The 25,367-nt window shown below is 51.5% G+C and carries 23 protein-coding genes; 19 read left to right on the forward strand and 4 right to left on the reverse strand.

Annotation, left to right across the window (positions count from 1 at the left end; all coding sequences use genetic code 11):
• Positions 1-120 precede the first annotated feature (120 nt).
• Both LOS79_RS05010 and LOS79_RS05015 read right to left on the reverse strand, forming a co-directional pair.
• Complete coding sequence (locus LOS79_RS05010) at positions 121-1,113, reverse strand: anti sigma factor C-terminal domain-containing protein (protein ID WP_315416753.1); 993 nt, start codon at positions 1,111-1,113, stop codon at positions 121-123.
• Complete coding sequence (locus LOS79_RS05015; protein ID WP_315416754.1) at positions 1,114-1,608, reverse strand: RNA polymerase sigma factor; 495 nt, start codon at positions 1,606-1,608, stop codon at positions 1,114-1,116. It lies immediately after the preceding gene.
• Between the two features lie 164 nt (positions 1,609-1,772).
• Between LOS79_RS05015 and LOS79_RS05020 the strand changes: the two genes are divergently transcribed.
• The 4 genes from LOS79_RS05020 (at position 1,773) to LOS79_RS05035 (ending at position 5,317) form a co-directional block, all read left to right on the forward strand.
• Positions 1,773-2,312 carry a GNAT family N-acetyltransferase gene (locus LOS79_RS05020; protein ID WP_315416756.1) on the forward strand — a complete coding sequence of 180 codons (540 nt, stop codon included), beginning with the start codon at positions 1,773-1,775 and terminating at the stop codon, positions 2,310-2,312.
• A gap of 133 nt (positions 2,313-2,445) precedes the next feature.
• Positions 2,446-2,997, forward strand: a complete 552-nt coding sequence (locus LOS79_RS05025) for a hypothetical protein (protein WP_315416758.1) — start codon at positions 2,446-2,448, stop codon at positions 2,995-2,997.
• Positions 2,998-3,252: 255 nt separating this feature from the next.
• A complete protein-coding gene (locus LOS79_RS05030) occupies positions 3,253-3,945 on the forward strand; it encodes a hypothetical protein (RefSeq protein ID WP_315416760.1) in 693 nt (230 codons plus the stop codon).
• A gap of 106 nt (positions 3,946-4,051) precedes the next feature.
• The gene (locus LOS79_RS05035; protein WP_315416762.1) at positions 4,052-5,317 is read left to right on the forward strand and encodes a DUF5050 domain-containing protein; all 1,266 of its coding nucleotides are present in this window, start codon (positions 4,052-4,054) and stop codon (positions 5,315-5,317) included.
• Positions 5,318-5,397: 80 nt separating this feature from the next.
• Here LOS79_RS05035 and LOS79_RS05040 read toward each other — a convergent pair whose 3' ends face one another.
• Together LOS79_RS05040 and LOS79_RS05045 are read right to left on the reverse strand one after the other, a co-directional pair.
• On the reverse strand, positions 5,398-6,171 hold the full coding sequence (locus LOS79_RS05040; RefSeq protein ID WP_315416764.1) for an AraC family transcriptional regulator: 774 nt from the start codon (positions 6,169-6,171) through the stop codon (positions 5,398-5,400).
• Positions 6,172-6,189: 18 nt separating this feature from the next.
• Entirely contained in the window at positions 6,190-6,798 is a 609-nt protein-coding gene (locus LOS79_RS05045; protein ID WP_397386736.1) for a LysE family translocator, read from the reverse strand.
• Between the two features lie 133 nt (positions 6,799-6,931).
• Between LOS79_RS05045 and LOS79_RS05050 the strand changes: the two genes are divergently transcribed.
• The 15 genes from LOS79_RS05050 to LOS79_RS05120 all read left to right on the forward strand — a co-directional run bounded on the left by LOS79_RS05050 (position 6,932) and on the right by LOS79_RS05120 (position 25,317).
• Positions 6,932-7,384: an HIT family protein gene (locus LOS79_RS05050; RefSeq protein ID WP_315416765.1), complete on the forward strand. Its 453-nt coding sequence runs from the start codon at positions 6,932-6,934 to the stop codon at positions 7,382-7,384.
• A 60-nt stretch (positions 7,385-7,444) separates the two neighbouring features.
• Positions 7,445-8,059 (forward strand): hypothetical protein, encoded by a 615-nt coding sequence (locus LOS79_RS05055; RefSeq protein WP_315416766.1) that lies wholly within the window; start codon positions 7,445-7,447, stop codon positions 8,057-8,059.
• Between the two features lie 32 nt (positions 8,060-8,091).
• Positions 8,092-8,781, forward strand: coding sequence for a response regulator transcription factor (locus LOS79_RS05060; protein WP_315416767.1), 690 nt, complete (start codon positions 8,092-8,094; stop codon positions 8,779-8,781).
• On the forward strand, positions 8,778-9,782 hold the full coding sequence (locus tag LOS79_RS05065) for a sensor histidine kinase (protein ID WP_315416768.1): 1,005 nt from the start codon (positions 8,778-8,780) through the stop codon (positions 9,780-9,782). The genes LOS79_RS05060 and LOS79_RS05065 overlap by 4 nt, the downstream gene beginning before the upstream one ends.
• Positions 9,783-9,880: 98 nt before the next feature.
• Positions 9,881-10,636: an ABC transporter ATP-binding protein gene (locus LOS79_RS05070; protein WP_315416770.1), complete on the forward strand. Its 756-nt coding sequence runs from the start codon at positions 9,881-9,883 to the stop codon at positions 10,634-10,636.
• Positions 10,633-12,579: an ABC transporter permease gene (locus LOS79_RS05075; protein ID WP_315416772.1), complete on the forward strand. Its 1,947-nt coding sequence runs from the start codon at positions 10,633-10,635 to the stop codon at positions 12,577-12,579. Before LOS79_RS05070 ends, LOS79_RS05075 begins: the two co-directional genes overlap by 4 nt.
• A gap of 283 nt (positions 12,580-12,862) precedes the next feature.
• The gene (locus tag LOS79_RS05080; RefSeq protein ID WP_315416775.1) at positions 12,863-13,603 is read left to right on the forward strand and encodes an MOSC domain-containing protein; all 741 of its coding nucleotides are present in this window, start codon (positions 12,863-12,865) and stop codon (positions 13,601-13,603) included.
• A 71-nt stretch (positions 13,604-13,674) separates the two neighbouring features.
• Entirely contained in the window at positions 13,675-14,607 is a 933-nt protein-coding gene (locus LOS79_RS05085; protein ID WP_315416777.1) for an ArsR/SmtB family transcription factor, read from the forward strand.
• 184 nt (positions 14,608-14,791) lie between these two features.
• On the forward strand, positions 14,792-16,552 hold the full coding sequence (locus LOS79_RS05090; protein WP_315416779.1) for a glycoside hydrolase family 2 protein: 1,761 nt from the start codon (positions 14,792-14,794) through the stop codon (positions 16,550-16,552).
• A gap of 147 nt (positions 16,553-16,699) precedes the next feature.
• Positions 16,700-18,343 (forward strand): 3-keto-alpha-glucoside-1,2-lyase-like domain-containing protein, encoded by a 1,644-nt coding sequence (locus LOS79_RS05095; protein WP_315416781.1) that lies wholly within the window; start codon positions 16,700-16,702, stop codon positions 18,341-18,343.
• Between the two features lie 303 nt (positions 18,344-18,646).
• Entirely contained in the window at positions 18,647-19,960 is a 1,314-nt protein-coding gene (locus LOS79_RS05100; RefSeq protein WP_315416782.1) for an ABC transporter substrate-binding protein, read from the forward strand.
• A gap of 93 nt (positions 19,961-20,053) precedes the next feature.
• A complete protein-coding gene (locus LOS79_RS05105) occupies positions 20,054-20,977 on the forward strand; it encodes a carbohydrate ABC transporter permease (RefSeq protein ID WP_315416785.1) in 924 nt (307 codons plus the stop codon).
• 13 nt (positions 20,978-20,990) lie between these two features.
• The gene (locus LOS79_RS05110; protein ID WP_315416787.1) at positions 20,991-21,803 is read left to right on the forward strand and encodes a carbohydrate ABC transporter permease; all 813 of its coding nucleotides are present in this window, start codon (positions 20,991-20,993) and stop codon (positions 21,801-21,803) included.
• Between the two features lie 39 nt (positions 21,804-21,842).
• The gene (locus LOS79_RS05115; RefSeq protein WP_315416789.1) at positions 21,843-23,714 is read left to right on the forward strand and encodes a cache domain-containing sensor histidine kinase; all 1,872 of its coding nucleotides are present in this window, start codon (positions 21,843-21,845) and stop codon (positions 23,712-23,714) included.
• Position 23,715: 1 nt separating this feature from the next.
• Positions 23,716-25,317 carry a response regulator gene (locus LOS79_RS05120; protein ID WP_315416791.1) on the forward strand — a complete coding sequence of 534 codons (1,602 nt, stop codon included), beginning with the start codon at positions 23,716-23,718 and terminating at the stop codon, positions 25,315-25,317.
• The last annotated feature ends 50 nt before the right edge of the window (positions 25,318-25,367 follow it).

Below are 25,367 nucleotides of genomic sequence, written 5' to 3' on the forward strand. Positions count from 1 at the left end.
GGGAACGGTGACCGGTATCTGTCCGATATGCCCTGAATGGAGTCTACCCTATTATCTCAGTCTGTGCCAGAGATGTCGAATGGAGGGGCGGCCAGGACATAATATGAGTCTGACAGCCCTTTAGCTGGGAATATCAGGTGATTTGGATACCACACCGAAGGTAGAAGCTTTGATGTAAGGCTGATTCTGCAATGTCTCCAGTTGCTTAGCAGTCCCGGTAACGACTACACCAATGATCGTGATATCAGCCGGCTCAAGTATATTATTATCCCCGGCTAAGCTTTCCTGAATCTGCTCCGCGGCCCATTTGTAATTTTTGCCGCCTGCCCGAAGCTGCTCAACGCTGTTAATGAAGGCATCAACACCGCCGTAGGGAGCAAACTGCATACCGTGAAATCCATAGATAATCTGCGAATCGGCAGCGATCGTTTGTCCGGTTTCTTTCAGGTAATCCTTATAAGAATTTGTATAGGCATCAGTCCAATACCATACAGGCTGAATTCCTGCCGGCAGAAGCGTTTGCATCTCCTCCAGTTTGTAGGCCCGGTCAAAGGACAAAGCCAGCTCAACCAGCATATTGTCTTCCAACAGCTTCAGCTGGCTAATGCTATCCTCATAGGAAGTATATTGGATCTGCGGATGATAGAAGAACATTTCCCGGTCTCCGGTAGCAGAATTGTAGCGGTATGTGGAAGCTGCACTGAGCTGTTCCGGCAGAGGAATTGCTCCATGCGCACCATATCTTCCAGTTGAGCGGCCTGACAAATTATAGAACTCCTCAAGGGTCTCCCAGACATATGGTTTATTCCCGAGCCATTTGTAAGTTTGATTATAGACTTCGCCGCCAAAGGCATCCAGCTTCACAGATTGGTTACTGATATGGACATTGGGTGCACCGATCTCATTTCTCCAGAGAATCTCGGATTGGACCTTATCCCCCTGCGACAATCGCAAGTGATAAAGACCGTACCACATAGCGGCGAGGATAACCGGAGTGACAACTATGATGATTCCGATGGTTCTCAAGGTGGAGCGGAGCTTTGCTTTTTTTATCATCTGCTGAGCCTGCTTGCCGTTAAAAGTAAAATGATCTTTATCGTGATTATGTTCCATTTAATGATCCTCCTCATAATGTTTGATGAAATTATTTTTGGCGCGGGTGACATGAGTTTTGAGCGTATTCTCATTCTTGTTATACAGCGCAGAAAGATCCTTGTAGGTCAGATTCATCTCATATTTGAGAATTAACAGTTCCTGATGCTGCTCTGAGAGCAAAGCCAATGTATCACGGATCGTTTGCGCGGTTTCCCGCCTCAGCAGCTGAATTTCCGGCAGATGAGTTAAGGATACGAGCTGCACTTCATCAACATCGACCGTGGGACGCCGTTTATCCAGCCGTTTCAGATCATAGAATTGATTCGTTGCCACCCGGAACATCCAGCCTATAGCTTGATTCGAGCCGATACCGTCCTTATAGAGCAAATATTTGTAACAGGTATCCTGAACAATGTCTTCAGCATCCTCGCGGGCAAGTCCGCGTTTGCGCAAATACCGGTACAGCAATGTCCCTGTTTGCTGCAGAAAGTGATTGATGGTTTCTTTGGCCATGTCCTGCCCCCTTCCTCAATACAACGCTAAGCTCTCTGAAAAGTTTACATCAGCTGATTAAGCCGTATTCTTTGTATTTACTCATTCAGTACCAGCTGCAGCCGTATTAGATCCGTTAATATATTATCAGGTTGTCAGATTTTAGCTATAAATGGAGGGAATCTATGTATCAGGATAACGAACTAATAATCCGGCCTATAGAAGAGAAAGACTTGGCCCGCCTATGGGAACTCAGTTACAGTGAAGAATCGCCGGAGTGGAAGAAATGGGATGCGCCTTACTATGAGCATAAGCGGATTTCACGGGAAGTGTATTACAGCCGGAGAGAGGAAATGATTGGCAGAGGCGATAACTGGGTAATTGAGGTTGCGGGCGAAGTCATCGGTGATGTCAGCTACTACTGGGAGCATGAGCCTTCCTATTGGCTGGAGATGGGTATTATCATCTATGATCCGGCCTATTGGGGCGGCGGCTACGGTACAAGAGCGCTCCGTATGTGGATTCGTCATCTGTTCAGCACACTTCCGCTAGTCCGCGTAGGGTACACCACCTGGTCCGGGAATGAGCGCATGATCAAGACAGGAATGAAGCTGGGGATGACGATGGAAGCGAGACTCCGGAAGTGCCGTTATTATGACGGGCAATTCTATGATTCTATCCGGATGGGTTTATTGAGAGAGGAGTGGGAAAGCGCGGCAGAATAGCATTTTTCATGAAAAGAAAATATTAAGATGAATGTTTGTGAAAATAGACACAATATTGTGAAAATTATCACGTTGTATTCATAAAAATTTTAATATATAATAAGATTAATCAAAAGAAACAGGGGGATTTAAAATGAAATTATTCAAAGTTTTAGCAGTAGCAGGCTTGTCAGCAGCATTGCTCGCAGGTTGTGGTTCGAACAATAACGCAGCTAATGAGGCAGCAGCAACAACAGCTCCCGCCACTGAGCAAACCGATGCCGTAACAACAGCTTCAATCGTTAACCAGGCAGATGCGTTCACAGCGGCAGTAAGCGAAAGCGGCAACTGGATTGTGGCTATCCTTAACGACCTGACTGTAGATAGCGATGTTGTAGTAGCCGGTGAGTTCCATGACAAAGGTGACGCAGCTAATGCCATCTACCGTAAGCTGGCCCTGTATGCCCAGGATGCTGACCACAAGGTTACCGCTACTTACACTCTTACGGCTCCGAAAGTAACTGTACAGAGCGAGAACTTCCGCGTTCAAGGCGGTACAATCAAAGGTGACGTATACGTAGAAGCTAACGGCTTCAATCTGTATAAAGATGCTACTATCGACGGCAACCTCTACTTTGCAAGTGAAGATGTGAAGGCTACTGCTGTAATCGAAGGTACTGTAACCGGAGCAACTGAAGTTAAGTAATATTATGATGACTGCCTGCGGACGAGCCCTAAATGGGCTTGCTCTGCAGGCTTTTTTGTAAGAATTTATTTGGGGTCCCCGCAAAGTACCTGAGTAAACCTCGAAGTGAAAGCCCCACTTTGTGGGGTTATTTTGTTTTTTGGCTGGAAATCCCTTATAGTATTATGCAACTGTATAAATATAGCAGACTCAGCTGCCACACTGTATGGAAGCGGATACAAGGTTAGTGCTGAGCGCGGACGGAGGTTGCAGCGGATGCAATTTTTTAAACAGCATAGACGGGGAGCAGGGTTGACTGCCGCGGCGGTTATTGCGTCTGTCGTCTTACTCTACGCATTACTATACATGTATGAGAAACCCGGAGGCTGGTCGGACCGGCAGATGTCACGCTCGCTCGAAATGGAACAGACACTGCAGATTCCGCTGGGCCAAAGCCCGGAGGAAGCCGTGTCGTTATTCCGGAAATTTCCCTTTATCCGGCTGCTGCACGAGGAAGCTGTCGGCCGGGGAGCACTGGTGTTCTTCACGCGCATGAACCAGAAGGACGGCAGCGATCTGCAGGTGGAGTATGTCCGTAAAACATGGATTGGCTGGAAATGGGTGTGGGGCGGAGGATATGCGGCCGGTGAGGACCCGCGTGAGACCGCAATGAGTTACATGAGCCTTCCGGAAATCGACCATATCTCTACACCTTTTCCCATCGTATTCGGAGAAGTGCTCGATCCGGCGATAGAGCAGGTAGTGGTAGAAAGCAAGGAGAACGGCCGGGATACCTATGAGGCTAAGCTGGTCCGGGAGGACACTGGCCGGCGGCTTTGGTTCGCTATGCTGCCGTCTACAGCAACTGCACCGTTTGAAATCGGAGGCTACAATAAATCTGGAGAGAAGATTGCTGCCGCAACGGTCACGGATGCAAGGGATTTCGGGGCGATCGCACTTAAGAAATGACACGGAAGGAAATTAGTAAAGGTATATTATGGAAAGTTATAGGAGTTGGGTGTAGAATACTTAAGGGTTATCTGATCAGAAACTGAAGCCAATGAGGTGTTCTCACATGAAGAAATGGGTTGTTATTGCCCCGCTGCTGCTAAGCTTAACTGGCACAGGGACAGGCTTCGCTGCTCCGGCGGCTCAGCCGGGTATTACGGTGACAGTCAACAATAAAGTTGTGGATTTTGATGTTCAGCCTGTAAATGATCAGGGGACTGTATTTGTTAAGCTCCGGTTCGTGGCAGCGCAGCTGGGGGGACTAATCAGCAGCGGGAAGAACAATGCCTATATCATCTCCAAAGGGACGATTACGCTGAGTATTACCGCCGGTTCTACTGCCGCCTACAAGAACCAGCAGCCGTTCACCCTGGCTGCAGCTCCGAGACTGGTGAACGGGCGGCTGCTGGTCCCGCTCCGGGTACTCGCCGAGGTGTTTGAGGCCAGTGTAACATACGCGAACGGCCAGGTAGCCATTACAACGGAACCTAAGCCTTCGCAGCCGGCAGGTCCGGGTGTTTCGGGAAATACCGTAGCCAATCTGAACAACGGCGGCTGGTATGCTGCAGATGAGGACTGGATCTACTTCAGCAATATTCAGGACTCCGGCAAACTCTATAAGCAGCGGAAGGACGGGACGGAATTTCAGCTGCTGAGTGACGGCCTATATGCGGGTTCGCTTAATCTCATGAACGGCAAGCTGTATTATATTGCCGAGAACAACAAGTTCTTCTGTATGGATACGGACGGCTCAAACAAGACGCTGATTAAAGACTTTGTTCTGGGGAAAAATCTGCTGTCGGTTACGGAGGACTGGATCTATTTCACTGAGGGCTCCGGCCCGACCAAGCCGCTGTACCGGATGAAGCTGGACGGCAGCTCCAAGACACTCCTGGAGCAGTACGGGGTATCCAGCCTTGCCGTGTACGGCGGGCGAATCTACTATACCATTGATGCCTCAAAGCTGTTCGCGATGAATCTGGATGGAAGCCATAAGCAGAAGCTGCTTGAAGGCGGGTATATGTCAGACATTCTTATTCAAGATACTACTATATACTTCAATTACAAAGAGCAGCTGTACACGATGAATACAGACGGAACACGGCTGGCCAAAATTTCCGGTGATAATGCCAGAGATCTGAATCTTAGCGGGAATTGGCTATACTACAGCAATCATTCGGAGTACAGCAAGAAGCTGTTCCGGATTAATCTAACTGACTACTCATCCGAGAAGCTGGCCGATGATAAAACAACAAGTATTCAAATTACGGGTAACAAGCTGCATTATCTGAATCCCAATACAAGGAGCTTTGCTGAGCTTACGATAGAATAAGAGCGGACCGGGCCTGCACCGAGCGGCTTGGCCGCTGGTGCTGGAGCAGCTGGATCTTGTCATGGCCGCAGAATAACCGGTTACCGGAGCTGTGCGATATATTCATAGGGGGTCACGCCAAACATGCTTTTGAAATGGCGGTTCAGGTGGGTCAGGTCGGTGAAGCCGCAGTCTGCAACAGCTGCATAGATATCTCTGGTCTTCTCAATCGACTGTCTCGCATGCTCTACCTTGCAGTTGAGGAAGAACTGGTAGGGTGAGATGCCGGTATGGGCTTTGAATTCCCGGATGAACTGATATTTGGACAGGCTGAACTCCTGCGCGAGATCGTCAAGCTTCAGTACCTGGTCCAGGCTGCAGTACATCATTTCTTTGGCCCGGCGGATAAAAGTATTATCGGTCCGCGGGTCTGCGGCGATATCAGTCCGGGCAGCCTCTGCAGCCAGCTGGAGCAGCAGCTCGGTGCAGAGCGCATCGTCTGCACCGTTCTGGACTGCCCGGTTAAGCGAGAGGATGCACCTGGCCAGCCTGGAATCGTAGACGATAGGGGTCGTGAAACGCAATTCATGCCCGCCCAGAACCTCCGTGAACATCTCCGGCTTGATATAGAGCATGACATAATCTATGCCTGCCCGGTCATAGGAGCTGCCGTCATGATATTGCTGCGGGTTGAACAGCATCACGCCGTTCCGGTGGGAAGAATGCAGGCTTCCGCCCAGATGATATTGCTGAATGCCGCGCAGGGTTACGCCGAGGGCGTATTCCTCATGGCAGTGCTTTTTATAAGTGAAATCCGCCATCGTTGCCGACAGGGACAGGATTTCCGCTGATTTTTTATAATTGAAAATTTCCATCCTGCTCACCGCCAGTCTCTAAAGAATTCCGGATGCCAATATAGCAGAGTATACTAGAAAGAGGGCCATTAGGCCATTCAATACCCGCCGGTGCCGCTGCAGGAAGCTTGCGAATACAGAGCCGAATATCATCCAGGCTGTAAAGGCCAGAAAGCCGATAACCGTAATCAGCATAGCAAACAGAAAAGCTGCTGCTGGGGAAGGATAATAGGGCATTACGTAGGCTGGAATTACAGTCAGCGCGAACAGCAGCACCTTGGGGTTGACGAATTGCATCAGCATTCCGGGGAGGAAGCCGGCAGTCTGCGGTGAATCCGTGTCTTTGCGTCCCGATTTGTATATCTGATAGGCTAAGTAGAGCATATATAAGCTGCCGGTGATCTGCATCAGGCCAAGCACCTGTGGAATGAATCCGGCCAGTAACCTGCCCAGCAGTGCAGAGGCAGCCAGCAGCAGGCCGAACGCGAGTGTAGCTCCCCAGACGTAATTCATTGTTTTTCTGGCCCCGTGCTGCTGTACAGCGGAGAGAATGACAATATTGGTCGGTCCGGGAGTAAAGGTAACAACTACGCAATACATAATAAAAGCGGCGATATTCATGATAACCTCCAGCACATGTAGTTTCATGAATATACACCGGGAATAGAGATGGCTATAGTACATTATTGCAGGGGGATTTGGATGAGGCATACCGCTCCTCTGTATATGCAATTTTGGTCTTATACCTTGTTACGATTATATTCTACAGGAGGTCCGACAAATGGAAGATTGTTTAATTTGCAGCCGGATTAAGATGATTGGGGAAGGTACGAACAAGTATTTTGTAAAAGAGCTTGAAACTGGGTACGCGGTACTTGGCGACCACCAGTATTTCGAAGGCTACACCTTATTTCTCGGCAAGGAGCATAAACGTGAGCTGCATGAATTAGACAGCGGATATAAGCAAAAGTTTCTCAGGGATATGAGTATTGTCGCTGAAGCAGTACATCATGCTTTCAAGCCGCACAAGCTGAACTATGAGCTGCTGGGCAACGGGGATGCGCATATGCACTGGCATATTTTCCCCAGAAGCCTGAATGAACCGAATCCTACCCATCCGGTCTGGTGGACACCGCGGGAAGTGATGTATTCCGATGACTACAGACCGGATGAAGCACGATTGGCTGATCTGAAAAACAAATTACTTACTGAGCTGAACAGGCTGGCAGACTAACTGTGAGGTCTGACGGCGGGAGGCAGTGCTTAGCTTCCATTCTCCAGAGGAGGAATTATAATGAAAGGAATATTACTGCGTGGGCTGCTGCTGCTCTGTCTTGCCGGACTGCTGGCTGGGTGCAGTACTTCGTCCGGTAAAAGTAACAGCACTGGTAATTCCAATACTATAATAATGCCGCCTGCCGCCGGAGTGACTATGACACTGGACGGGCAGGGGCAGTATACGGGATTTGACGGAATGGCGGAGAAGGAAACGATAGAAGAGGCTGCTGCTGCGGGAAATGTGGTCATTCGTGATCTTGAAGTGGTTGCCGGCCAGGAGGCCTGGGACCAGTTCATTGAAGCGGCAGATAGCGGCATTAATGCCGGGCTGCGGATTGCGCAGTTTTTCAGTGATGAACCGGGCAGTCCGTACTATAACGACCTGTTCTACCAGGACGGGAAATATTATTTGTTCGATAATACCGCTAAGACGCTGGTGCCGGAGCCTTTCTCTTACTTATTAACTTTACGCGGGAAGACGGGGAGACCACTAAAGGACAGCGGCATGATCATACTGACGGATGATAACAGGTTAACCTTCGACAGGGTCATCGCCGCACAGTATTCCAGCAGCACTGAGGTGATTAACAGCCTTCCTCCGTATACACTCATCAGATATCTAGTGAATTGATTGACAGCAATGTTTCGGAAGGAGAGGCCCTTTTGTTCAAAATTATGCTGATTGAAGACGATATTACCCTGTTTGGCGAAATCAAGGAGCGTCTGTCCCAGTGGTCCTATGAGGTATACGGGATCACGAATTTCGGCAAGGTGCTGCAGGAGTTTACCGAGGTGAAGCCGGATCTCGTGGTGATTGATATTCAGCTTCCGCAGTTTGACGGCTTTCACTGGTGCCGGATTCTGCGCACGCACTCCAATGTGCCGATAATCTTCCTCTCCTCCCGTGATCATCCGAGCGATATGGTAATGTCGATGCAGCTTGGCGCAGATGATTTCATCCAGAAGCCGTTCCATTTCGAGGTACTGATCGCTAAGATCCAGGCCACGCTGCGCCGGGTGTACAATTACAGCACAGAGCGGACAGAGCTGAAGACCTGGCGCGGGGCAGCTATTGAATTCGTGAAGAACACGGTAACAAACCATGCGGGAGCTGCTCTGTTGACGAAGAACGAGATGCTGATTCTGAAAATTCTCGTTGAGCACAAGGACAGCATCGTGGAGCGTGAAGAGATGATTAAGAGCCTGTGGGACAATGAGCATTTTGTCAGCGATAATACCCTGACGGTGAACGTGAACCGGCTGCGCAAGAAGCTTGAGCCGCTGGGTCTTGAAGCATTCATCGAAACCAAAGTCGGACAGGGGTATATGGCGACCGAAGGGGCGGAAGAATGATAAGGAAATACATAACCGAGAAGCGGAGCTGGCTGCTGCTGCTTGCCGTTCTGCAGCTCAGTACAATATTCATAGCCTATGTTGATTCAGCGATTCCGCTGCTGCCGGTACTATATATCGTGATGCTGAATGTCCTGCTCTGCCTGCTGTTCGTCTTCTTAAGATATTTCAAAGAGACGCGCTATTACAAAAGCCTGGAGGTCTGGGAGCAGGCCGGTGATTTCCATACGCTGTCCGGTCCTGGCAGCCCGCTGGAGCGAATTGTACAGGAGGCGCTCAGTAGCCAGGCGCAGCGCTTCAAGCGCGAATCCTCCATGAATATCCGGCTGCTGGAATCGGAGAAGGATGAGCTGCTGGCCTGGATACATGAGGTCAAAACCCCGCTCACCGCCATGCAGCTGATGATTGAACGGCTGCCGGACGAAACGCTGCAAAGGCAGCTGATGTACGAGTGGCTGCGGATTCATCATCTGCTTGACCAGCAGCTGCATCAGAAGCGGATTCCGTTCATGCGCAATGACCTGTTCATAGAGACCGTCAGTCTGGAGCCGCTGCTCCATAACGAGATCCGGGCGCTGAAATCATGGTGTATCTCCAAGGGCATCGGATTCGATGTGGAGCTTACGGCCGGAGAGGTGCTGAGTGACGGCAAATGGCTGGCGTTCATTCTCAGACAGCTGCTGACCAATGCGGTGAAATACAGCGAGGCTTCAGATATCCTTATCCGGAGCGGAGAAGCGGGCGGCCATGTCACGCTCACGATTGAAGACAGCGGGCAGGGAATCACGCCGAGAGATTTGCCGCGGATCTTTGACAAAGGCTTCACGGCATCACGCGGGCGGCAGGACGGAGCGGCTACCGGCATGGGGCTGTATCTGACCCGGCAGGTGGCAGAGCCGCTGCAGATCGGAATTGAAGCAGAATCCGTCCCCGGACAGGGGAGTGTGTTCACGCTGACTTTTCCCCGGGAGAACGACTTTCAGCAGATAACAGGCGTGTGACAATAATGTCACATGCTTGTTCATATTGTTCGGCGAAGCGCAGGATAATGAGCCGCAGCCCGCTTATGATAGAGCTATAGAAAAGGAGTGGGTAAAGCATGGTCATTATGCAGGCAAATAAAATTTATAAAACCTATGGCAACAAATTCAATAAGCAGGAGGTGCTGAAGGGCATCGATCTGCAGGTGGATAAAGGTGAGTTCGTTGGCATTATGGGTCCTTCCGGCTCGGGCAAAACAACGCTCCTGAACGTGCTGTCCTCGATTGACCGGGTGAGCCAGGGGACGATTGAGATTGAAGGCAAGGAATTTACGGCGATGAAGGAGAAGCAGCTGGCGGAATTCCGCAAGCACCATCTCGGATTTATTTTCCAGGATTACAATCTGCTTGATACGCTGACCGTCAGGGAGAATGTGATGCTGCCGCTCTCCATTACCGGAATATCGAAGAAAGAGGCGCATCAGAAGTTTGTACAGGTGTCCAGTGAGCTTGGCATCTATGAGCTGCAAAATAAATACCCGGCGGAAATCTCCGGCGGCCAGAAGCAGCGGACCTCGGCGGCGCGGGCGTTTGTGCATGATCCCAGTATTATTTTTGCCGATGAGCCTACAGGTGCATTAGATTCCAAGTCTGCCTCTGACCTGCTGAACAAGCTGGCGGACATGAATGAGAAGCGTCAGGCAACCATCGTAATGGTCACACATGATGCGGTTGCGGCAAGCTATTGCAGCCGGGTGGTGTTCATCCGGGACGGGCAGATCTATACGCAGCTTAATAAAGGGGATGAAACCCGGCAAGCCTTCTTCAACGACATTATTAATACACAGGGCGTGCTTGGCGGTGCAGCGCAATGAGTCTGAACTATATCATCTTCCGTAATCTGAAAAAGAACATCAAGAACTATTATCTGTATGTATTTGCGCTTATTTTCAGTGTTGCCCTCTATTTCTCCTTCGTGACGCTGCAATTCGACCCGGCCATGGATGTTGTCGGTGACTCGATTAAAGGCGGGGCGGCCATCGGGGCTTCTTCCATCCTGCTCATTGCCATCGTTGCTATCTTTCTGCTCTATGCCAATACAATCTTCATCAAGCGGCGCAGCAAGGAAATCGGGCTGTTCCAGCTGATCGGCCTGACCAAAGGCAAGATCTTCGCTCTGCTGAGCGCCGAGAATCTGATTCTGTACTTCGGCTCCATGTTTATCGGGATTGGTGCAGGCTTCGTAATGTCCAGGCTGATATTAATGATTTTGTTCAAAATACTTGCCGTGGACAATCTCGCAAAGCTGCGTTTCTCGCCGGAGGCGCTGGTGCGGACCGTTCTGGTGTTTGCAGCAGTCTATGTGCTGATTATGATTATGAATTATACATTTATTAAAGCGCAGAGTATTCTCTCGCTGTTCAAGGCAACCTCTGCATCCCAGGCCCGTATCCGTAAAATGCCGCTGTGGGAAATACTCATTGGCCTCTTGGGAATTGCTTTCATCGGCGGCGGGTATTATGTCTCCAGCCAGCTCTTCAGCGGGAAATATACAGATATGACAGAGCTGATGGCTGCGATGATTGTTATTCTGGCGCTGGTGATTATCGGAACTTATCTGTTCTACAAGGGCTCAGTCAGCTTCATCTTCAATTTGATCCGCCGCAGTAAAAAAGGCTACCTGTCGATTAATGAGGTGCTGTCGCTCTCGTCGATTATGTTCCGGATGAAGTCGAACGCGCTGCTGCTTACAATTATCACCACCGTTTCTGCGCTGGCGATCGGCCTCTTGTCACTGAGCTATATTTCTTACTATTCAGTGGAGAAGTCAGCGAAGGAAAGCTCGCCGCATGACTTCGGTTTCGTCCATCAGGAGGCTGAGGTTAAGTTTCTGCAGGCCCTGGACGGTGCGGAAATAGGGTATACCCTGCTGGAGATTCCAACCGTCCAGGTGTTTATGGACGTTGCAGATATTATCGACAAATACAATTACAAGGATGAAGCAATAACGGACATGGCCACTACTGTAATCAGTGACAGCAGTCTGGACGGAAAGGATCTGCAGCCGGGTGAGGTATTGATTACCAATTACAACTCTACACTTAAGACCATACTTACTCTTAAAGACAGCGGTGAAATCATTTTTAAACCGGAGGATCGCACCATTACCCAGCAGCTTATAGAGGTGTCTGAACAATCGGTGCTGCCTTATTACTATGACGCCGGGATTATGGGTGTGATGGTGGTTGATGATACGGTCTTCAAGGAGCTGGCTCAGTATCAGGAGCCGAATGCACAGAAGAGAATTAAAGGTAACGAAATATATTACGGTATAAACCTGACAGATCCTTCACAGGCCAAACAGGCTTATGAAATCTTCATGGACCAGAAGCCGGAGTTTCCGAGCTTTTCACAGTATGATTTTGAGCTCGCTCAACGGACCAGTATGGGATTTATCATGTTCATCGTCGGATTTCTTGGCTTAACCTTCCTGATCACCTCCGGCTGTATTCTCTACTTCAAGCAGATGGATGAAAGTGAAGAGGAGAAGGATGGTTATACCATTCTGCGCAAGCTGGGCTTCACCCAGGGGGATCTTCTGAACGGCATCCGGTTCAAGCAGCTGTTTAACTTCGGCATTCCGCTGATTGTCGGCTTGTGCCACAGCTACTTTGCGGTGAAATCCGGCTGGTTCCTGTTTGGCAGCGAGATGCTCACCCCGATGATTGCAGTCATGGTGGTCTATACTGTGCTGTATTCCATCTTCGGCCTGCTCTCTGTACAGTATTACAAGCGGGTGATCCGGGAATCACTGTAATGTTAAGGAAAGAAGAGGATGGCCCCTGGTCATCCTTTTTTATGCTGCATTGTATTCTGCGGTGGAAGGAACTGGACAGGCGTATGCTGAAACGGTAAAGTGTATACATCTGAACCTGAAGGAGGATTATATGAGCTGGAATACTGCTCTGGAAAAAGTCTGCGGGCAGTTCGCCGGATCAGAAGCGGAGTACAAGTGGATTATCGCATAACAGCAGAAGGAAATTGCAAGAATTACAGTATGGGCAGGACTACATATTATAAGACAGAAGAGGTGCGGCATAGTGTCAATTACAGTAGGCGAAATCCGGGCCATTAACCGGTATCCGGTGAAATCCTTTGCCGGGGAGCAGCTTGAGGTATGTCAGATCGAGCCTTCGGGCGTAGAGGGAGACCGGTATTGTTCTTTCCATGACCTGAGCAAAGAAGACTGGTCGCGGTATGTCACCGCCCGGAAGGTTCCTAAGATGATGTCCTATAAGGCGGAGTATAAGGACGGGGATATCCGCGTTACTGCCGCGGACGGAAGAGTATTCGGCTGGGATACAGAGCTGCTGGAGGAGATTCAGAGTCTGACCGCTACACCCATTACTATGTCTGCATATAAAGCGCCGCATCCGGAGGCGAAGCATCCTGAGCTGCTGTCCGTGGACGGGGCAAGCATTCTGCTCGTGACTGATAAGAGCCTTAAGAAGCTGGAAGCAGTATGGGGCAAGCCTGTCGACCAGCGCCGCTTCCGGGGGAACTTCCTGGTGGAGATCAGCGAGGCGGACCTTGGTGAAGGGGAATGGCTCGGCCGGCGGCTCTCGATCGGCGGCGCCGAGCTGCAGGTGGACAGCTATTGCGACCGCTGCGTGATGATCACGACGAACCCGGATACGCTGGAGCGGGACAGCTCACTGCTGAAGCAGGTGCATAAGGAGTTCAATATGAACTTTGGAGTCTATGCTTCGGTTATTCAGACCGGTGAGGTCCGGCTGGGGGATCAGGTAGTATTGCTGGATAACGGATTGAAACGGCAATGAAGGAATTGTTGGATTTCATGCAGAAGTCCGAGAAGTAAGAGATTAAATAGACAGCAAGCGGAGTGATCAATATGCTGGAATTATCCATGGAACATCCTGATGAGCTGGTGAAGGTGACGCATGCGCTGTCTACGGAGCTCCGGCTGAGAATGCTGGAGCTGCTCAACAGCCGGCGGATGAATGTCGCGGAGCTGGCGGAGGCGCTGGAGATACCGGTATCGACCTCCGCTTCGAATGTGAAGGTGCTGGAGCAGGCAGGGTTGATTGAGACGGAGCTGCTGCCCGCTTCACGCGGTGCGATGAAGGTCTGCAGCCGAATCTATGATGATATCAAGATCATCATCAACGTTCCTGAGCGGCGTGCCGGCGCGGACCAGGGGGAGCATTGCTATGAGATTGCCATGCCGATCGGCAGCTTCACCGCCTGTGAAGCCGCTCCGACCTGCGGGATGGTCAGCGAAACCGGGCCGATCATTGTCGAGGATTCTCCGGCGGGCTTCTTCCACCCTGAGCGGATTCATGCCCAGCTGCTCTGGCTGCGCAAGGGCTACCTGGAATACCGTTATCCGCTGGAGATTCCGCAGGGTGCAGCCGTACGGCTAATCCAGTTCTCAATGGAGATCTGCTCTGAGGCGCCGAATTACCAGAACGACTGGCCTTCGGATATTACCCTGTGGATTAACAATGTGGAGATCGGCACCTGGACCTCGCCCGGCGATTTCGGCGGCAGACGCGGGAGGCTGAATCCGTCCTGGTGGATCGACACGGGTACGCAGTTCGGGATGCTTAAGACCTGGAGTGTTGACCATACCCGCAGCACCATCGACCACAAGGAGATTTCTGCCGTCAATCTGAGCGACCTGCAGCTTAGCGGACAGAACCATGTGGATCTGCGCCTGGGTGTCAAGGAGAATGCGGTATACAAGGGCGGCATCAATCTGTTTGGACGGAAGTTCGGTGATTATGAGCAGGATCTGGTCATGAAAATTTATTATACTGTATAGTAATCCGGGCTGGCCGAGTCGCTGGCGACACATCCGGACAGACAAGCGAAGAACCTGATGCCTTGGGCTAAGGTTCTTTTTGCTGTACAATCTCCCATTGACATTCCGGCAGATTCTGCAATAATTAATACATAATAATTGTATTAAAACAAAATTACTGTTGTTAAGGAGTGTGTTTCGTATCATGGCGACCGAGCACTATATTAAAGATTATCCGCGTCCGCAATTTGTCCGTGAGGCCTGGCAGAATCTGAGCGGGGAATGGGATTTCCGGTTTGATGATGACAACAAGGGGGAGCGCGAACGCTGGTATCAGGAGCTGCACGGGGAGCTGAAGATTCAGGTTCCGTTCACCTATGAGACAGAGGCCAGCGGAATTGGCGAGACCGCCTTCCATCCTTACGTATGGTACGGGCGGGAGCTGCAGCTGCCAGAGCATCACGAAGGTAAAAGGGTACTATTGAACTTTCAGGCGGTAGATTATCTCGCCAAGGTATGGGTTAACGGTGCCTATGCCGGAGGACATCAGGGCGGTTATGCCGCGTTCTCACTGGATATCACGGATTATATAGACACGGCGGCAGGCGCAGTGAACCGGCTGGTGGTCAAAGTGGAGGACAGCCGGAGCTGTACACAGCCGCGCGGCAAGCAGCGCTGGGTGGATGAGAACTTCGAATGCTTCTATGTGCAGACTACGGGAATCTGGCAGAGCGTGTGGATGGAGTATGTGTCACCTTCTTATCTCAAGTCTGTCAAAATCACCCCGGATCTCGATAACCGCTCAGTCCGCTTTGAATACCAGACTCAGCTTGCAGCGGACAATCTCCGTCTGGAGACGAGAATCAGCACGGGGCAGAAGACCTTTAAGCAGGTCTCCCTTCAAGCGGACCGCGCCTGGCTGCAGCTGGAGGTGGAGCTGACCCATGAAGCGAACGGCCCGTGGAAGCTGCAGTCCTGGTCGCCTGCGGCACCGAGCCTGTATGAGGTGGAGTTTATTTTATACAACGGGAATACGGTGATTGACCAGGTCTATTCCTACTTCGGCCTGCGCAAAATATCAATCGAACAAGGAAAGGTGCTGCTGAACAATACGCCGGTCTACCAGCGGCTGATTCTGGATCAGGGCTACTGGCCGGAGAGCCACCTCACCCCGCCGTCCGAGGAAGCGCTGATTGCTGATATCGATGCTATTCTGGCGATGGGCTATAACGGTGTACGCAAGCATATGAAAATCGAGGATGCCCGGTTCCTCTACTGGTGTGATGTGAAGGGTCTGCTTGTCTGGTCGGAGATGGCCGCAGCCTTTGAGTTCAACGATTCGGCAGTGGAGAATTTCACGAAGGAGTGGACGGAGATAGTGCGCCAGCAGTATAACCATCCTTCAATCATTACCTGGGTGCCGTTTAACGAATCATGGGGAATCCCGCAGGTATACACGAATAAGCTGCAGCAGAAATTTACCGAGGGGATCTACCATCTGACCAAAGCCCTCGACCCTCACCGGCCGGTAATCGTCAATGACGGCTGGGAGCATACGGTCAGTGACATCATTACCCTGCATGACTATGTGGAGAGCGGAGAATACCTGCTGAAGCATTATGCGGATGCCGGAAGTATTCTGGGCGGGGGTGTCTCCTTCAACAACTGGAAATACGCGATGGCACAGGGGTATGAATATAACGGCCAGCCGGTGATGGTCAGTGAGTTCGGCGGCATTGCCTTTAATACCGGTGCAGGCTGGGGATACGGGGAGCAGGTAGGCAGCGAGGAAGCCTTCATTGAACGGTTCCGCAGTATTACCCAGGCTATTAAGGACACTCCTTATATTTGCGGTTATTGCTATACACAGATCACGGATGTCCAGCAGGAAGTGAACGGTCTGCTCACAGAGAGCCGGGAACCGAAGATCCCGCTGGAAGTAATCCGCAAGGTCAACCTGTCATAAGCGGTATAATCGTAACTTTGGCACCCGAAAAACGGTAATTTATCGGTTCATTGACATAGGAAAGCCGGGTAGAATTTTCAGTGAAAGCACTTACAACCAAGTGCGGACAATCTGTTCGATCATTGAAGATGAAGAGGAGGGGCTTATTTGCTTAAAAAATTGTTCACCTCACTGTCTGCTTTCCTATGTCTCCTGCTGGTGCTTACCGCTGTTCCCGCTTTGGCGGCGAATGGACCCGTGGTGTGGGGAGCCACATCCACAATCACCAATATTAACACCTTCACGGATGCCGGGACCGATGCCCGCGGGCTGCGGCCCGGAACGTTCGGGGCAGAATACGCGCGGATGATCAAGCTGGCGAACGGGGATTGGCTGGCGGTCACAGCCATTTACGATAACAACGGCTACACCAAGGTCCCGTGGGGAGGCACCCGGCTGCAGGTCTTCCGCAGTACCGATAACTGCCGCACCTGGTCGCTCATGTCTACGCTGTGGGAGGACGGGCGCGATCTGGACAACGGGCAGTTCGTGCAGCTGGCGAATGGTGATATTCTGCTCGCCATGCGCTCAGTCCGCTGGCAGGAGTCGTACAAGCTCCGGGTGTACAAGAGTGTAAACGGAGGCCTGGACTGGAGCTTCCTTAGTACAATCGACGAGAACAACGGGGCGGCAGGCGCGCTGGGCAACCCGGATAAAGGGGTATATGAGCCACATATGCAGCTGCTGGCAGACGGCTCTGTAGCTGTAATGTATGCCAGCGAGAAGCATGTGACCGAGAACCCGTCGTACAGCCAGATCATCTCTGAGAAAATCTCCACGAACGGCGGCGCCAGCTGGGGGAATGAGATTTATGTGGCCTGGGACCCGTCGAACGCCGGAGCGCGTCCGGGGATGCCGGTCTGGAGCAGGATGGCGAACGGCCAGTACATTGTTGCCTTTGAGGTGTGCGGGACGCAGAACTGCAGAATTTTCACCAAGAAAAGCACTGACGGCAAAACCTGGTCCAGCGGCATCGGCACCCAGGTATCAACCAATCAGCAGGGAGGTCCATATCTCCTCTCCCTGAGTGATGGCCGGCTGCTGCTCAGCTCTAACTCCAATGTATTGTCCTTAAGCAACGATTACGGAAATACCTGGGTGGATAATGATCTTCCGGCTTTCGGGAATTCATGGTGGACGGCGATGTACCAGACCGGAGCGAATGAGATCGCCTTCGTGGATTCTGTCGAGCGGAGCGCCGGCGGACATAATGTCCAGGCCCGGTTCGGTACGCTGAGCGGCTCGTACAGCAATGATTTTGCTGCGAATGACAACGGCTGGGTCCGTTACGGGGGAACATGGGCGGTCAGCGGCGGAACCTACAACGTGAATTCGGCCAATGCGGATAAATCTGTGCTCACCCCGTATCCTTCCAAAATGAACTTTACGCTGGAAGGCGATATCCGGCTGAATAATGCCGGCCAGGGCAGTCTCGTCTTTAACCTGACGGGTCCAGGCACAGGTGCTGATTCGCAGAAGGGCTACGCCGCAGGCATTGATTCCGCCGGGGAAGTCTGGCTGGGACGATTCAATAACAACTGGACCGCGCTGCAGACTGTGGCAACCCCGATAGCGGTAAACACCTGGTACCATATGAAGGTCGTTGTCAGCAGCGGCAATATTAAGGTCTACGTCGGCGATATGTCCGTGCCTAAGATAAATTTGAACGATGCAGTGTATACCTCCGGCACGATCGGTGTGCGCGGCGGGTTTAATAACAGCGTCAGCTTTGATAATATTGCGGTGAACTAATCTGCTGGTTCTGGAGCCCTTCGGGGCTCTTTTTGCTGCATGCGTCATCATTCCAGATGGCCTGCTTCCGCAAATGGGCCGGCAGAAATCCTCCGTAACATCCTCAACCCTCCGTAACATCGTCTACCTTCCCGGGTTCCCTGCACATTTAACACCTGTCATTTGTTCTCCAAGTAGCGGCGGTTTGTCGGTTCAAGCTTAGGGGCATTCCCTGTAAAGTTAGTGGTAAGAAAGCCCTTACATGAAGAGGTTAAAGGACTTTCGGACACAAACTTTACAGACGAGAGGGTTGTTCAAATGAGAATGAATAAGAAGTACACAGGTATACTGTCGGCCGGGCTGGCTCTGGCCCTGATTCTGCCGGGCTGCACCTCCGGAAACAAAGAGAATGGAGAGCCGGCCAAGGCGGCGAATGAACCGGCGAAGACAGAGAATGCGGCAGGCAGCAGCAGTCCGGTGGAGATTTCGTTCTGGAATATGTTCGGCGGCGGGGAAGGGGAATTCGTAGACCAGATTATTAAGAATTTCAATGACTCCCAGCACGAAGTAACGGTGAAGCAGCTGCGTCTGGAATCCAATGAATATTATGCCAAGCTCAGCACTGCGTTGTCATCCTCCAAAGGACCGGATGTGGCTGTAGCCCACGTTGAGCGGATCTCACCGTTCGTGAAGGCGCAGCAGATTGTGCCGGTGGATGAGCTGGCCACCAAGGCCGGGTTTGACCTGAAGGAAATTTCGGATTCCAATATCCAGAGCGTGTCCTATGACGGTAAGCCTTACGCTGTTCCGCTCGATACCCACTTCCATATGTTCTATTACAACAAGGATATTCTGCAAAAGGCAGATCTGCTGAATGAAGACGGCACACCTAAGCTCGGTGATATGACACCGGCAGGCTTCGAGCAGACGCTGGCCGAGGTTCAGGCGAAGGTGCCGGATGTCCAGGCAATGGCGATCAATACCCCGTATTTCCAGGAACCCTTCCTCAATCTCTATTATGAAGCCGGCGGTGATATCCTGAATTCGGATCTGACCAAAGCAAGCATCAACAATCCGCAGGCGCTGGATGTCCTGAACTTCTATATGGACGTCTTCAACAACAAATATGCCGATCTGAATGATAAAACCCCATGGGATACATTCCATAACGGCAAAGCGGCCTTCTGGTTCGGCGGTGTATGGGAAGCGGGCCTGCTGCTCGGGGATGAGTCGCTGCATATCGGCGCGATGCCGCTGCCTCCGATCTTTGGCAGTGAGACGCATTGGGGCAGCTCCCATACGCTGGTCATCCCTTCTTATGTAACTCCTGAGAAGCAGTTGGCTGCTGCCAGGTTCATGAAGTATTTCTCTGAAGTGGGCGGGGAAATCTGGGGCCAGGCGGGACATGTGCCTGCGAACAGCAAAGTAACAAGCAGCGATGCCTTCAAGAGCCTGCCTTACCGCAGTGAGTTCATTGAAGCGCAGAAGACGGTGAAATTTGCTCCGCCGACAGATAAGTATACAACGATCATTACGACAATCTCTGAGGAGCTGCAGAACATCATCTTCGGTAGTGACTCTCCGGCAGACGGACTGGCGAAGCTGGAGAAACAGATCAACGAAGTGCTGGAGAATTAGCTCCCCGGCCAACATAAGGATAACCTCCCGCCTGCGGGCGGGGGATTATCTTCTGCGTCAGGGCAACTTTTTGAATGAAGGAGAGAATGAAGTATGGAGCGGACTTTAAGAGAGAATAAGGCGGCTGCGCCTCTGCGCAGGGCAGAGCCTGTACACATACTGAAGGAACTGAAAGCGATTCTGTATCTGGTGCCGTTTCTGGTGCCGTTTATCTTGTTCTATCTGTGGCCGGTGATCCGCGGAGCCTGGATGAGCCTGCATGTGTGGGGCATTCAGGGCATGCAGAAATACGTTGCCTTAGCCAATTATGCGAAAATATTGAAAAATCCCGATTTCTACTCGTATCTATGGAATTCGTTCTACTTCGTGCTGCTGTGTGCGCCGACCGTACTGGTGCTTGGACTGGTGCTGGCACTGATCATCAATCAGAGAATTTGGCTGCGGACCGTGATCCGCTCCGTTTTTTTCCTGCCGTATGTGCTGTCGGTCTCTGTAGTCAGCTTCATCTGGCTGCGGATGCTCGATGCCAAGAATGGTCCGGTGAATGCAGCCTTGCATCTGCTGGGCATCCAGGCCGACATTAACTGGCTTACGGATCATAAGTTCGTCTGGTGGGCGATTACGATTGCGACAGACTGGTGGAGCGTCGGATTTGTAATGGTGCTGTTTCTTGCCGGACTGCAGGAGATTCCAACGGATCACTATGAAGCAGCGACCATTGACGGGGCAGGCGCCTGGCAGCGCTTCTGGAACATTACTTTACCCGGGCTGTCAAGCGTAATCAAGATTCAGATCTTTTATCAGATTATCAATTGCCTGAAGCTGTTCGGACAAGTGCAGATTATGACCGGCGGCGGGCCGGGCGATTCCACGAATACGATGATCCGCTATATTTACGTCACGGGGTTCAAGAAAGACATGTTCGGCCTGGCGGCTGCGCAGTCGATTGTTTTCTGCTTCATCATGCTGCTGATCGCTGTGGTTCAATTCAAAATTACCGACCGGAAAGACGGATAGGGGGGAGATATTCATGAAAAAGCTTGCTCTAAATACCGCTGCTGTTCTGCTTGCGCTGCTGTTTATTTTCCCGCTGATCTGGATGTTCCTCACCTCGCTGAAGCCTGACGGTGTGAATGTATATACGCTGGCTGATTGGGTCAACTGGTCCGATCTGAATACCGATAACTATGTGAAGGTCATCCGGGATTCGCAGATTCTGCACTGGACGTGGAACAGCCTGATTATCGGCCTACTGACGACTGTAATCTCGCTGCTGCTCAGCTCGCTGGCGGCCTTCTCGTTCTCGAAGCTCCCGTTCCGGACCCGGGGAATCTTCTATGTCCTGATCGTTTCGGGCCTGCTGATTCCGACAGAAGCGATTCTCATTCCGCTCTATGAGACGGCGCTGCATCTGCAGCTGATTGATAACATCTGGGCGATTGTCCTGCCGGGACTGACGAATCCGATCGGTATCCTGCTGCTGAAGCAGTTCATGGACGGCGTGCCCAAGGATTATATGGAAGCCGCACAGATTGACGGGAGCCGCAGCTTCCGGTTATGGTGGAGCATCTGTCTGCCGCTGACACGCTCAGCGATGGTATCTGTGGGAATCTTCTTTTTTATCCTCTCCTGGAACAACTTCCTGTGGCCTTATCTGGCCATTACCTCGGAGGAGAATATGATTCTTTCGGCAGGGCTGCCGACCTTTTTGTCGAATAATAACATGTCGCTCAATCTGATCATGACGGCCAGCGCAATTGCGGCGATTCCGACGATTATTGTGTTTATACTGCTGCAGCGGCATATTGTGCAGGGCGTGGCGATGTCCGGCGTCAAGGGCTGACGTTCTGCTAAGATTCTACAACGGGAAAGGATATAAGGCATGCACAGATCACCTGAGAATCACGCCGGACCCTTGCGGCTCCGCTTCATATCCTGGATCAAAATCATGAAGAGCAGCATGCGCTATAAGTGGATGCTGCTTCTCGTTCTCTTCTCCTTGACACCGCTGGTGGTCATGGGGATTATTTCATTTTCGATCTCGAAATCGACGATCAATCATAAAGTCACCGAATACTCCGAGCATCTGCTGTATCAGACTGCCGATAATCTGGATACCCGGCTCGGTATTTACAAGGACATGATGATGCAGGTGCTTAACAACAATGAGATTGTAGGCATGCTGCGGAACCTTGATCGGGCGGAGCAAGCCAGTTATGATGTGGATAGCCTGTCACTGACAACGAAGCTGTCCACCATTGTGGCGATTAATCAGGATGTGCAGTCCATCTCCTTCGTCTCCGCGCAGCATTATATCAAAGGCATCTACCGCTGGAACCCGCGCACGCCTGCCGAGGTGGAGCCCTTCCTGCAGACCCTTGACGGCGGCAGTAATTTCCGCTGGTATCCGACCCGTTACGGGACTTATGTAGACAGTCTGAACTCCCAGAGCACCCATGTTTTCTCAGTTGCCAAGCAGCTCTATAAAATATCCGATGACAGTCCCCTGGGGATTGTAGCTGTGCTTGATATCCGCGAGGATGTGATTAAAGAGTTGGTCTCGAAAGCGGTCAGCAATAACCGGGATCTGCAAAGCTTCGTGATGGACGGCAGCGGCAATCTGGTGTCGTATCCGGACAGCGGACTGATCGGCCGAAGCGTAACGGAGGTGCTGGGCCAAAGCGGTTATGAGCAGCTTGTTCATTCCGGCCTGGAGGAAACGAGGTTTCCGCTTGTCTACAAGGGCGACAGCCTGATTGTGAATGCCAAGAAGCTCCACACCAATGACTGGGTGGTGGTGAATGTCATTTCCAAGGCTGCGCTGTACCAGGATTCGAACCGCCTGCTGCAGATTTTTATCTTCGTCGGGCTGCTCTGCATAGTCTTCTCGGTTATTGCCGCACTGGTGCTGGCTAACTCCATTACGAATCCGATTCTGAAAATGATCCGGCTGATGCGGCAGGTGATGTCCGGTGAGCTCAGTGTCCGCTACAAAGCCAAAAGCCGGCATGACGAAATAGATATTCTCGGCGATAATTTCAACTCTATGGTAGAGCGGATCGACGAGCTTTTGAAAGCGGTCTATCTGGAGCAGGACCAGAAACGGATGGCTGAGCTGAAGGCATTGCAGGCGCAGATCAATCCGCATTTTCTCTATAACACCCTGGATATTATTAAATGGACGGCTCTAATTCAAAAGGCCAACAATGCAGCAGAGATGGTCAGCCTGTTATCACGTCTGCTGCGGATCAGTCTCGGTAAAGGGGAAGAGACGGTTACAGTGGAAGAGGAGATCGAGCATGTGCAATGTTACCTGGGTATTCAGAAATTCCGCTTCAACTTCAATATTGAGACCTTTGTTGAACTGGACGAAGAAGTCCGCCATCTGCGGACGCCCAAGCTGATTCTGCAGCCGATTGTGGAGAACGCAATGATGCATGCCTTCGGGGATATGGAATCCGGCGGCAGCATCCGCATATCCTGCAGTAAAGCGCCGGGCAATCTCGTCTGGTTCGAAGTGGCGGATAACGGCAAGGGGATGGATGCTGCACTTGTCAGCAGTCTGCTTACAGGGAAAGCAGCGGATGAGGACAAATTAGGAGGCATAGGGCTGGCCAATGTAGATGAGCGGATCAAGCTGATTTGCGGAAAAATGTACGGTATCGAGATCCGCAGCGAGCTGGGTGCAGGAACAGCCATCCGGATTAAGCTGCCGCTCATAACAGATGACATAAGCATAAGGGGGAGCCGCTGATATGCACCGGGTTATAATCGTAGAAGATGAATTTATAGTGAGATATGGAATCCGGTCCATGATTAATTGGGAAGCTATCGGGCTGGAGGTGAGCGGTGAAGCCTCAAACGGCAGGGAAGCACTGGAGCTCATGACAGGAGGACTGCCTGATATCCTGATTACGGATATCAAAATGCCTGTAATGGACGGGATCGAGCTGATTGCCGAAGTGCGCAAGCTTTCACAGGATATAAAGATTATTATCCTCAGCAACCTCGAAGATTTCCAGTATGCCAAGGAAGCGATCCGGCATAGTGTCTCCGAATATATGATTAAGTCGGATATGATGCCGCGTGACTTCGAGCTGGCGCTGCTGAAGCTGAAGGAAGGGCTGGAGGGAGTGCAGCGGCAGGCGCCGGTTCGTGCTTCTGCTGCGACACAGGAGCCGGTGCATAAAGAGAATTTCTTGACCGGGCTGATTGAACGGGGGCCGGTTCAGGGAGCGGTTGACGAAAGCAGGCTTGCACAGGCGGGGCTCGCTGGCCGCCGGCCACACTATCTGCTGCATGTCAGCTTCAGCAGCGGGGCACAACCGGGATATGGAGCGGGATCGACAGTGATCTGCAAGCTGCTGGATGATATTTGGGGAAGTGAGGCCTCCGGTTATGAAATGTTTCCCGACAGGCAAGGCAATCTCAACATCATCTTGACCGGAGAACCCGCAGCTCAGTCTGCGGCTTCAGCGGGAACAGGGCTGCTCCGCAGCCGCAGTGAAGAGCTGATTCAGCATTTAGCCAGCGGTTACGGCTGGATTGCGACGATCGGAATCAGCGGTGTGACCGGGCAGTGGGCCGGAGTGGGCAATGCCTATATCCAAGCAGTGGACGCGGTCAGACAGAAGCTGTTCACAGGAAACGGCTGTGTTCTGATACACGGAAGCGAGGAGCTGAAGGCACGGACATCTTCGTCCTCCGTGCTGCAGATCAGCAGCCGCGAGATTCAGTCTATGGTGTACGCCTTCCAGACCAAGGAGCTGACAGACTATCTGAACCAGCTGTTCGGACAGCTGGCTGTGCGCCGGGATACAGAGCTTGTGCAGATTATTACCCTTGAGCTGCTGATGATCCTGACGACCCTATGGCCGGATGTATCGAGGGATGCTGAGCAGGTCCTGGAGCTGAAGAAGCAATACTTCGACGAGCTGGCTATGCTCGAGACGCTTGAAGAGAGCCAGACATGGTTCTTGCAGGCATTCGATGAGCTGGCCCGGCATATGAAAGAGATGTATAACAGCGACCGGAACAGTATTATCAAGGCCACACAGTACATTCAGCAGTATTACCATCAGGAAATTACACTGCGGTCCATCAGCCGGCTTGTGCACTTAAGCAAGAATTATTTCGCTAACCTGTTCAGGAAAGAGGTCGGTGAGAGCTTCCTGGAGTATCTGACCCGCATCCGGATTGAGAAAGCCAAGACGCTGCTGACCGGAGAACTGAAAGCCGGTGATGTCGGCAGCCTGGTCGGCATTCAGGACCCGAAATATTTCTCTAAGGTATTCAAGAAGATCACCGGCGTATCTCCGTCGGAATATCGCGGGCTGGTCAAGAAGAGCGAAAGATAAAGCTAGAGTGGAAGTTAATGCAAGCGCTTGCAAATTTTAGCCGGATGGAG

It is taken from the genome of Paenibacillus sp. MMS20-IR301, from assembly GCF_032302195.1.
Classification (GTDB): Bacteria; Bacillota; Bacilli; order Paenibacillales; family Paenibacillaceae; genus Paenibacillus_AQ.

Coding starts and splice junctions, on each gene's coding strand:
- LOS79_RS05010 (WP_315416753.1), bottom strand. CDS start 1,113: ATGGAACATAATCACGATAAAGATCATTTTACTTTTAACGGCAAGCAG.
- LOS79_RS05015 (WP_315416754.1), bottom strand. CDS start 1,608: ATGGCCAAAGAAACCATCAATCACTTTCTGCAGCAAACAGGGACATTG.
- LOS79_RS05020 (WP_315416756.1), top strand. CDS start 1,773: ATGTATCAGGATAACGAACTAATAATCCGGCCTATAGAAGAGAAAGAC.
- LOS79_RS05025 (WP_315416758.1), top strand. CDS start 2,446: ATGAAATTATTCAAAGTTTTAGCAGTAGCAGGCTTGTCAGCAGCATTG.
- LOS79_RS05030 (WP_315416760.1), top strand. CDS start 3,253: ATGCAATTTTTTAAACAGCATAGACGGGGAGCAGGGTTGACTGCCGCG.
- LOS79_RS05035 (WP_315416762.1), top strand. CDS start 4,052: ATGAAGAAATGGGTTGTTATTGCCCCGCTGCTGCTAAGCTTAACTGGC.
- LOS79_RS05040 (WP_315416764.1), bottom strand. CDS start 6,171: ATGGAAATTTTCAATTATAAAAAATCAGCGGAAATCCTGTCCCTGTCG.
- LOS79_RS05045 (WP_397386736.1), bottom strand. CDS start 6,798: ATGAAACTACATGTGCTGGAGGTTATCATGAATATCGCCGCTTTTATT.
- LOS79_RS05050 (WP_315416765.1), top strand. CDS start 6,932: ATGGAAGATTGTTTAATTTGCAGCCGGATTAAGATGATTGGGGAAGGT.
- LOS79_RS05055 (WP_315416766.1), top strand. CDS start 7,445: ATGAAAGGAATATTACTGCGTGGGCTGCTGCTGCTCTGTCTTGCCGGA.
- LOS79_RS05065 (WP_315416768.1), top strand. CDS start 8,778: ATGATAAGGAAATACATAACCGAGAAGCGGAGCTGGCTGCTGCTGCTT.
- LOS79_RS05070 (WP_315416770.1), top strand. CDS start 9,881: ATGGTCATTATGCAGGCAAATAAAATTTATAAAACCTATGGCAACAAA.
- LOS79_RS05075 (WP_315416772.1), top strand. CDS start 10,633: ATGAGTCTGAACTATATCATCTTCCGTAATCTGAAAAAGAACATCAAG.
- LOS79_RS05085 (WP_315416777.1), top strand. CDS start 13,675: ATGCTGGAATTATCCATGGAACATCCTGATGAGCTGGTGAAGGTGACG.
- LOS79_RS05090 (WP_315416779.1), top strand. CDS start 14,792: ATGGCGACCGAGCACTATATTAAAGATTATCCGCGTCCGCAATTTGTC.
- LOS79_RS05100 (WP_315416782.1), top strand. CDS start 18,647: ATGAATAAGAAGTACACAGGTATACTGTCGGCCGGGCTGGCTCTGGCC.
- LOS79_RS05105 (WP_315416785.1), top strand. CDS start 20,054: ATGGAGCGGACTTTAAGAGAGAATAAGGCGGCTGCGCCTCTGCGCAGG.
- LOS79_RS05110 (WP_315416787.1), top strand. CDS start 20,991: ATGAAAAAGCTTGCTCTAAATACCGCTGCTGTTCTGCTTGCGCTGCTG.
- LOS79_RS05115 (WP_315416789.1), top strand. CDS start 21,843: ATGCACAGATCACCTGAGAATCACGCCGGACCCTTGCGGCTCCGCTTC.
- LOS79_RS05120 (WP_315416791.1), top strand. CDS start 23,716: ATGCACCGGGTTATAATCGTAGAAGATGAATTTATAGTGAGATATGGA.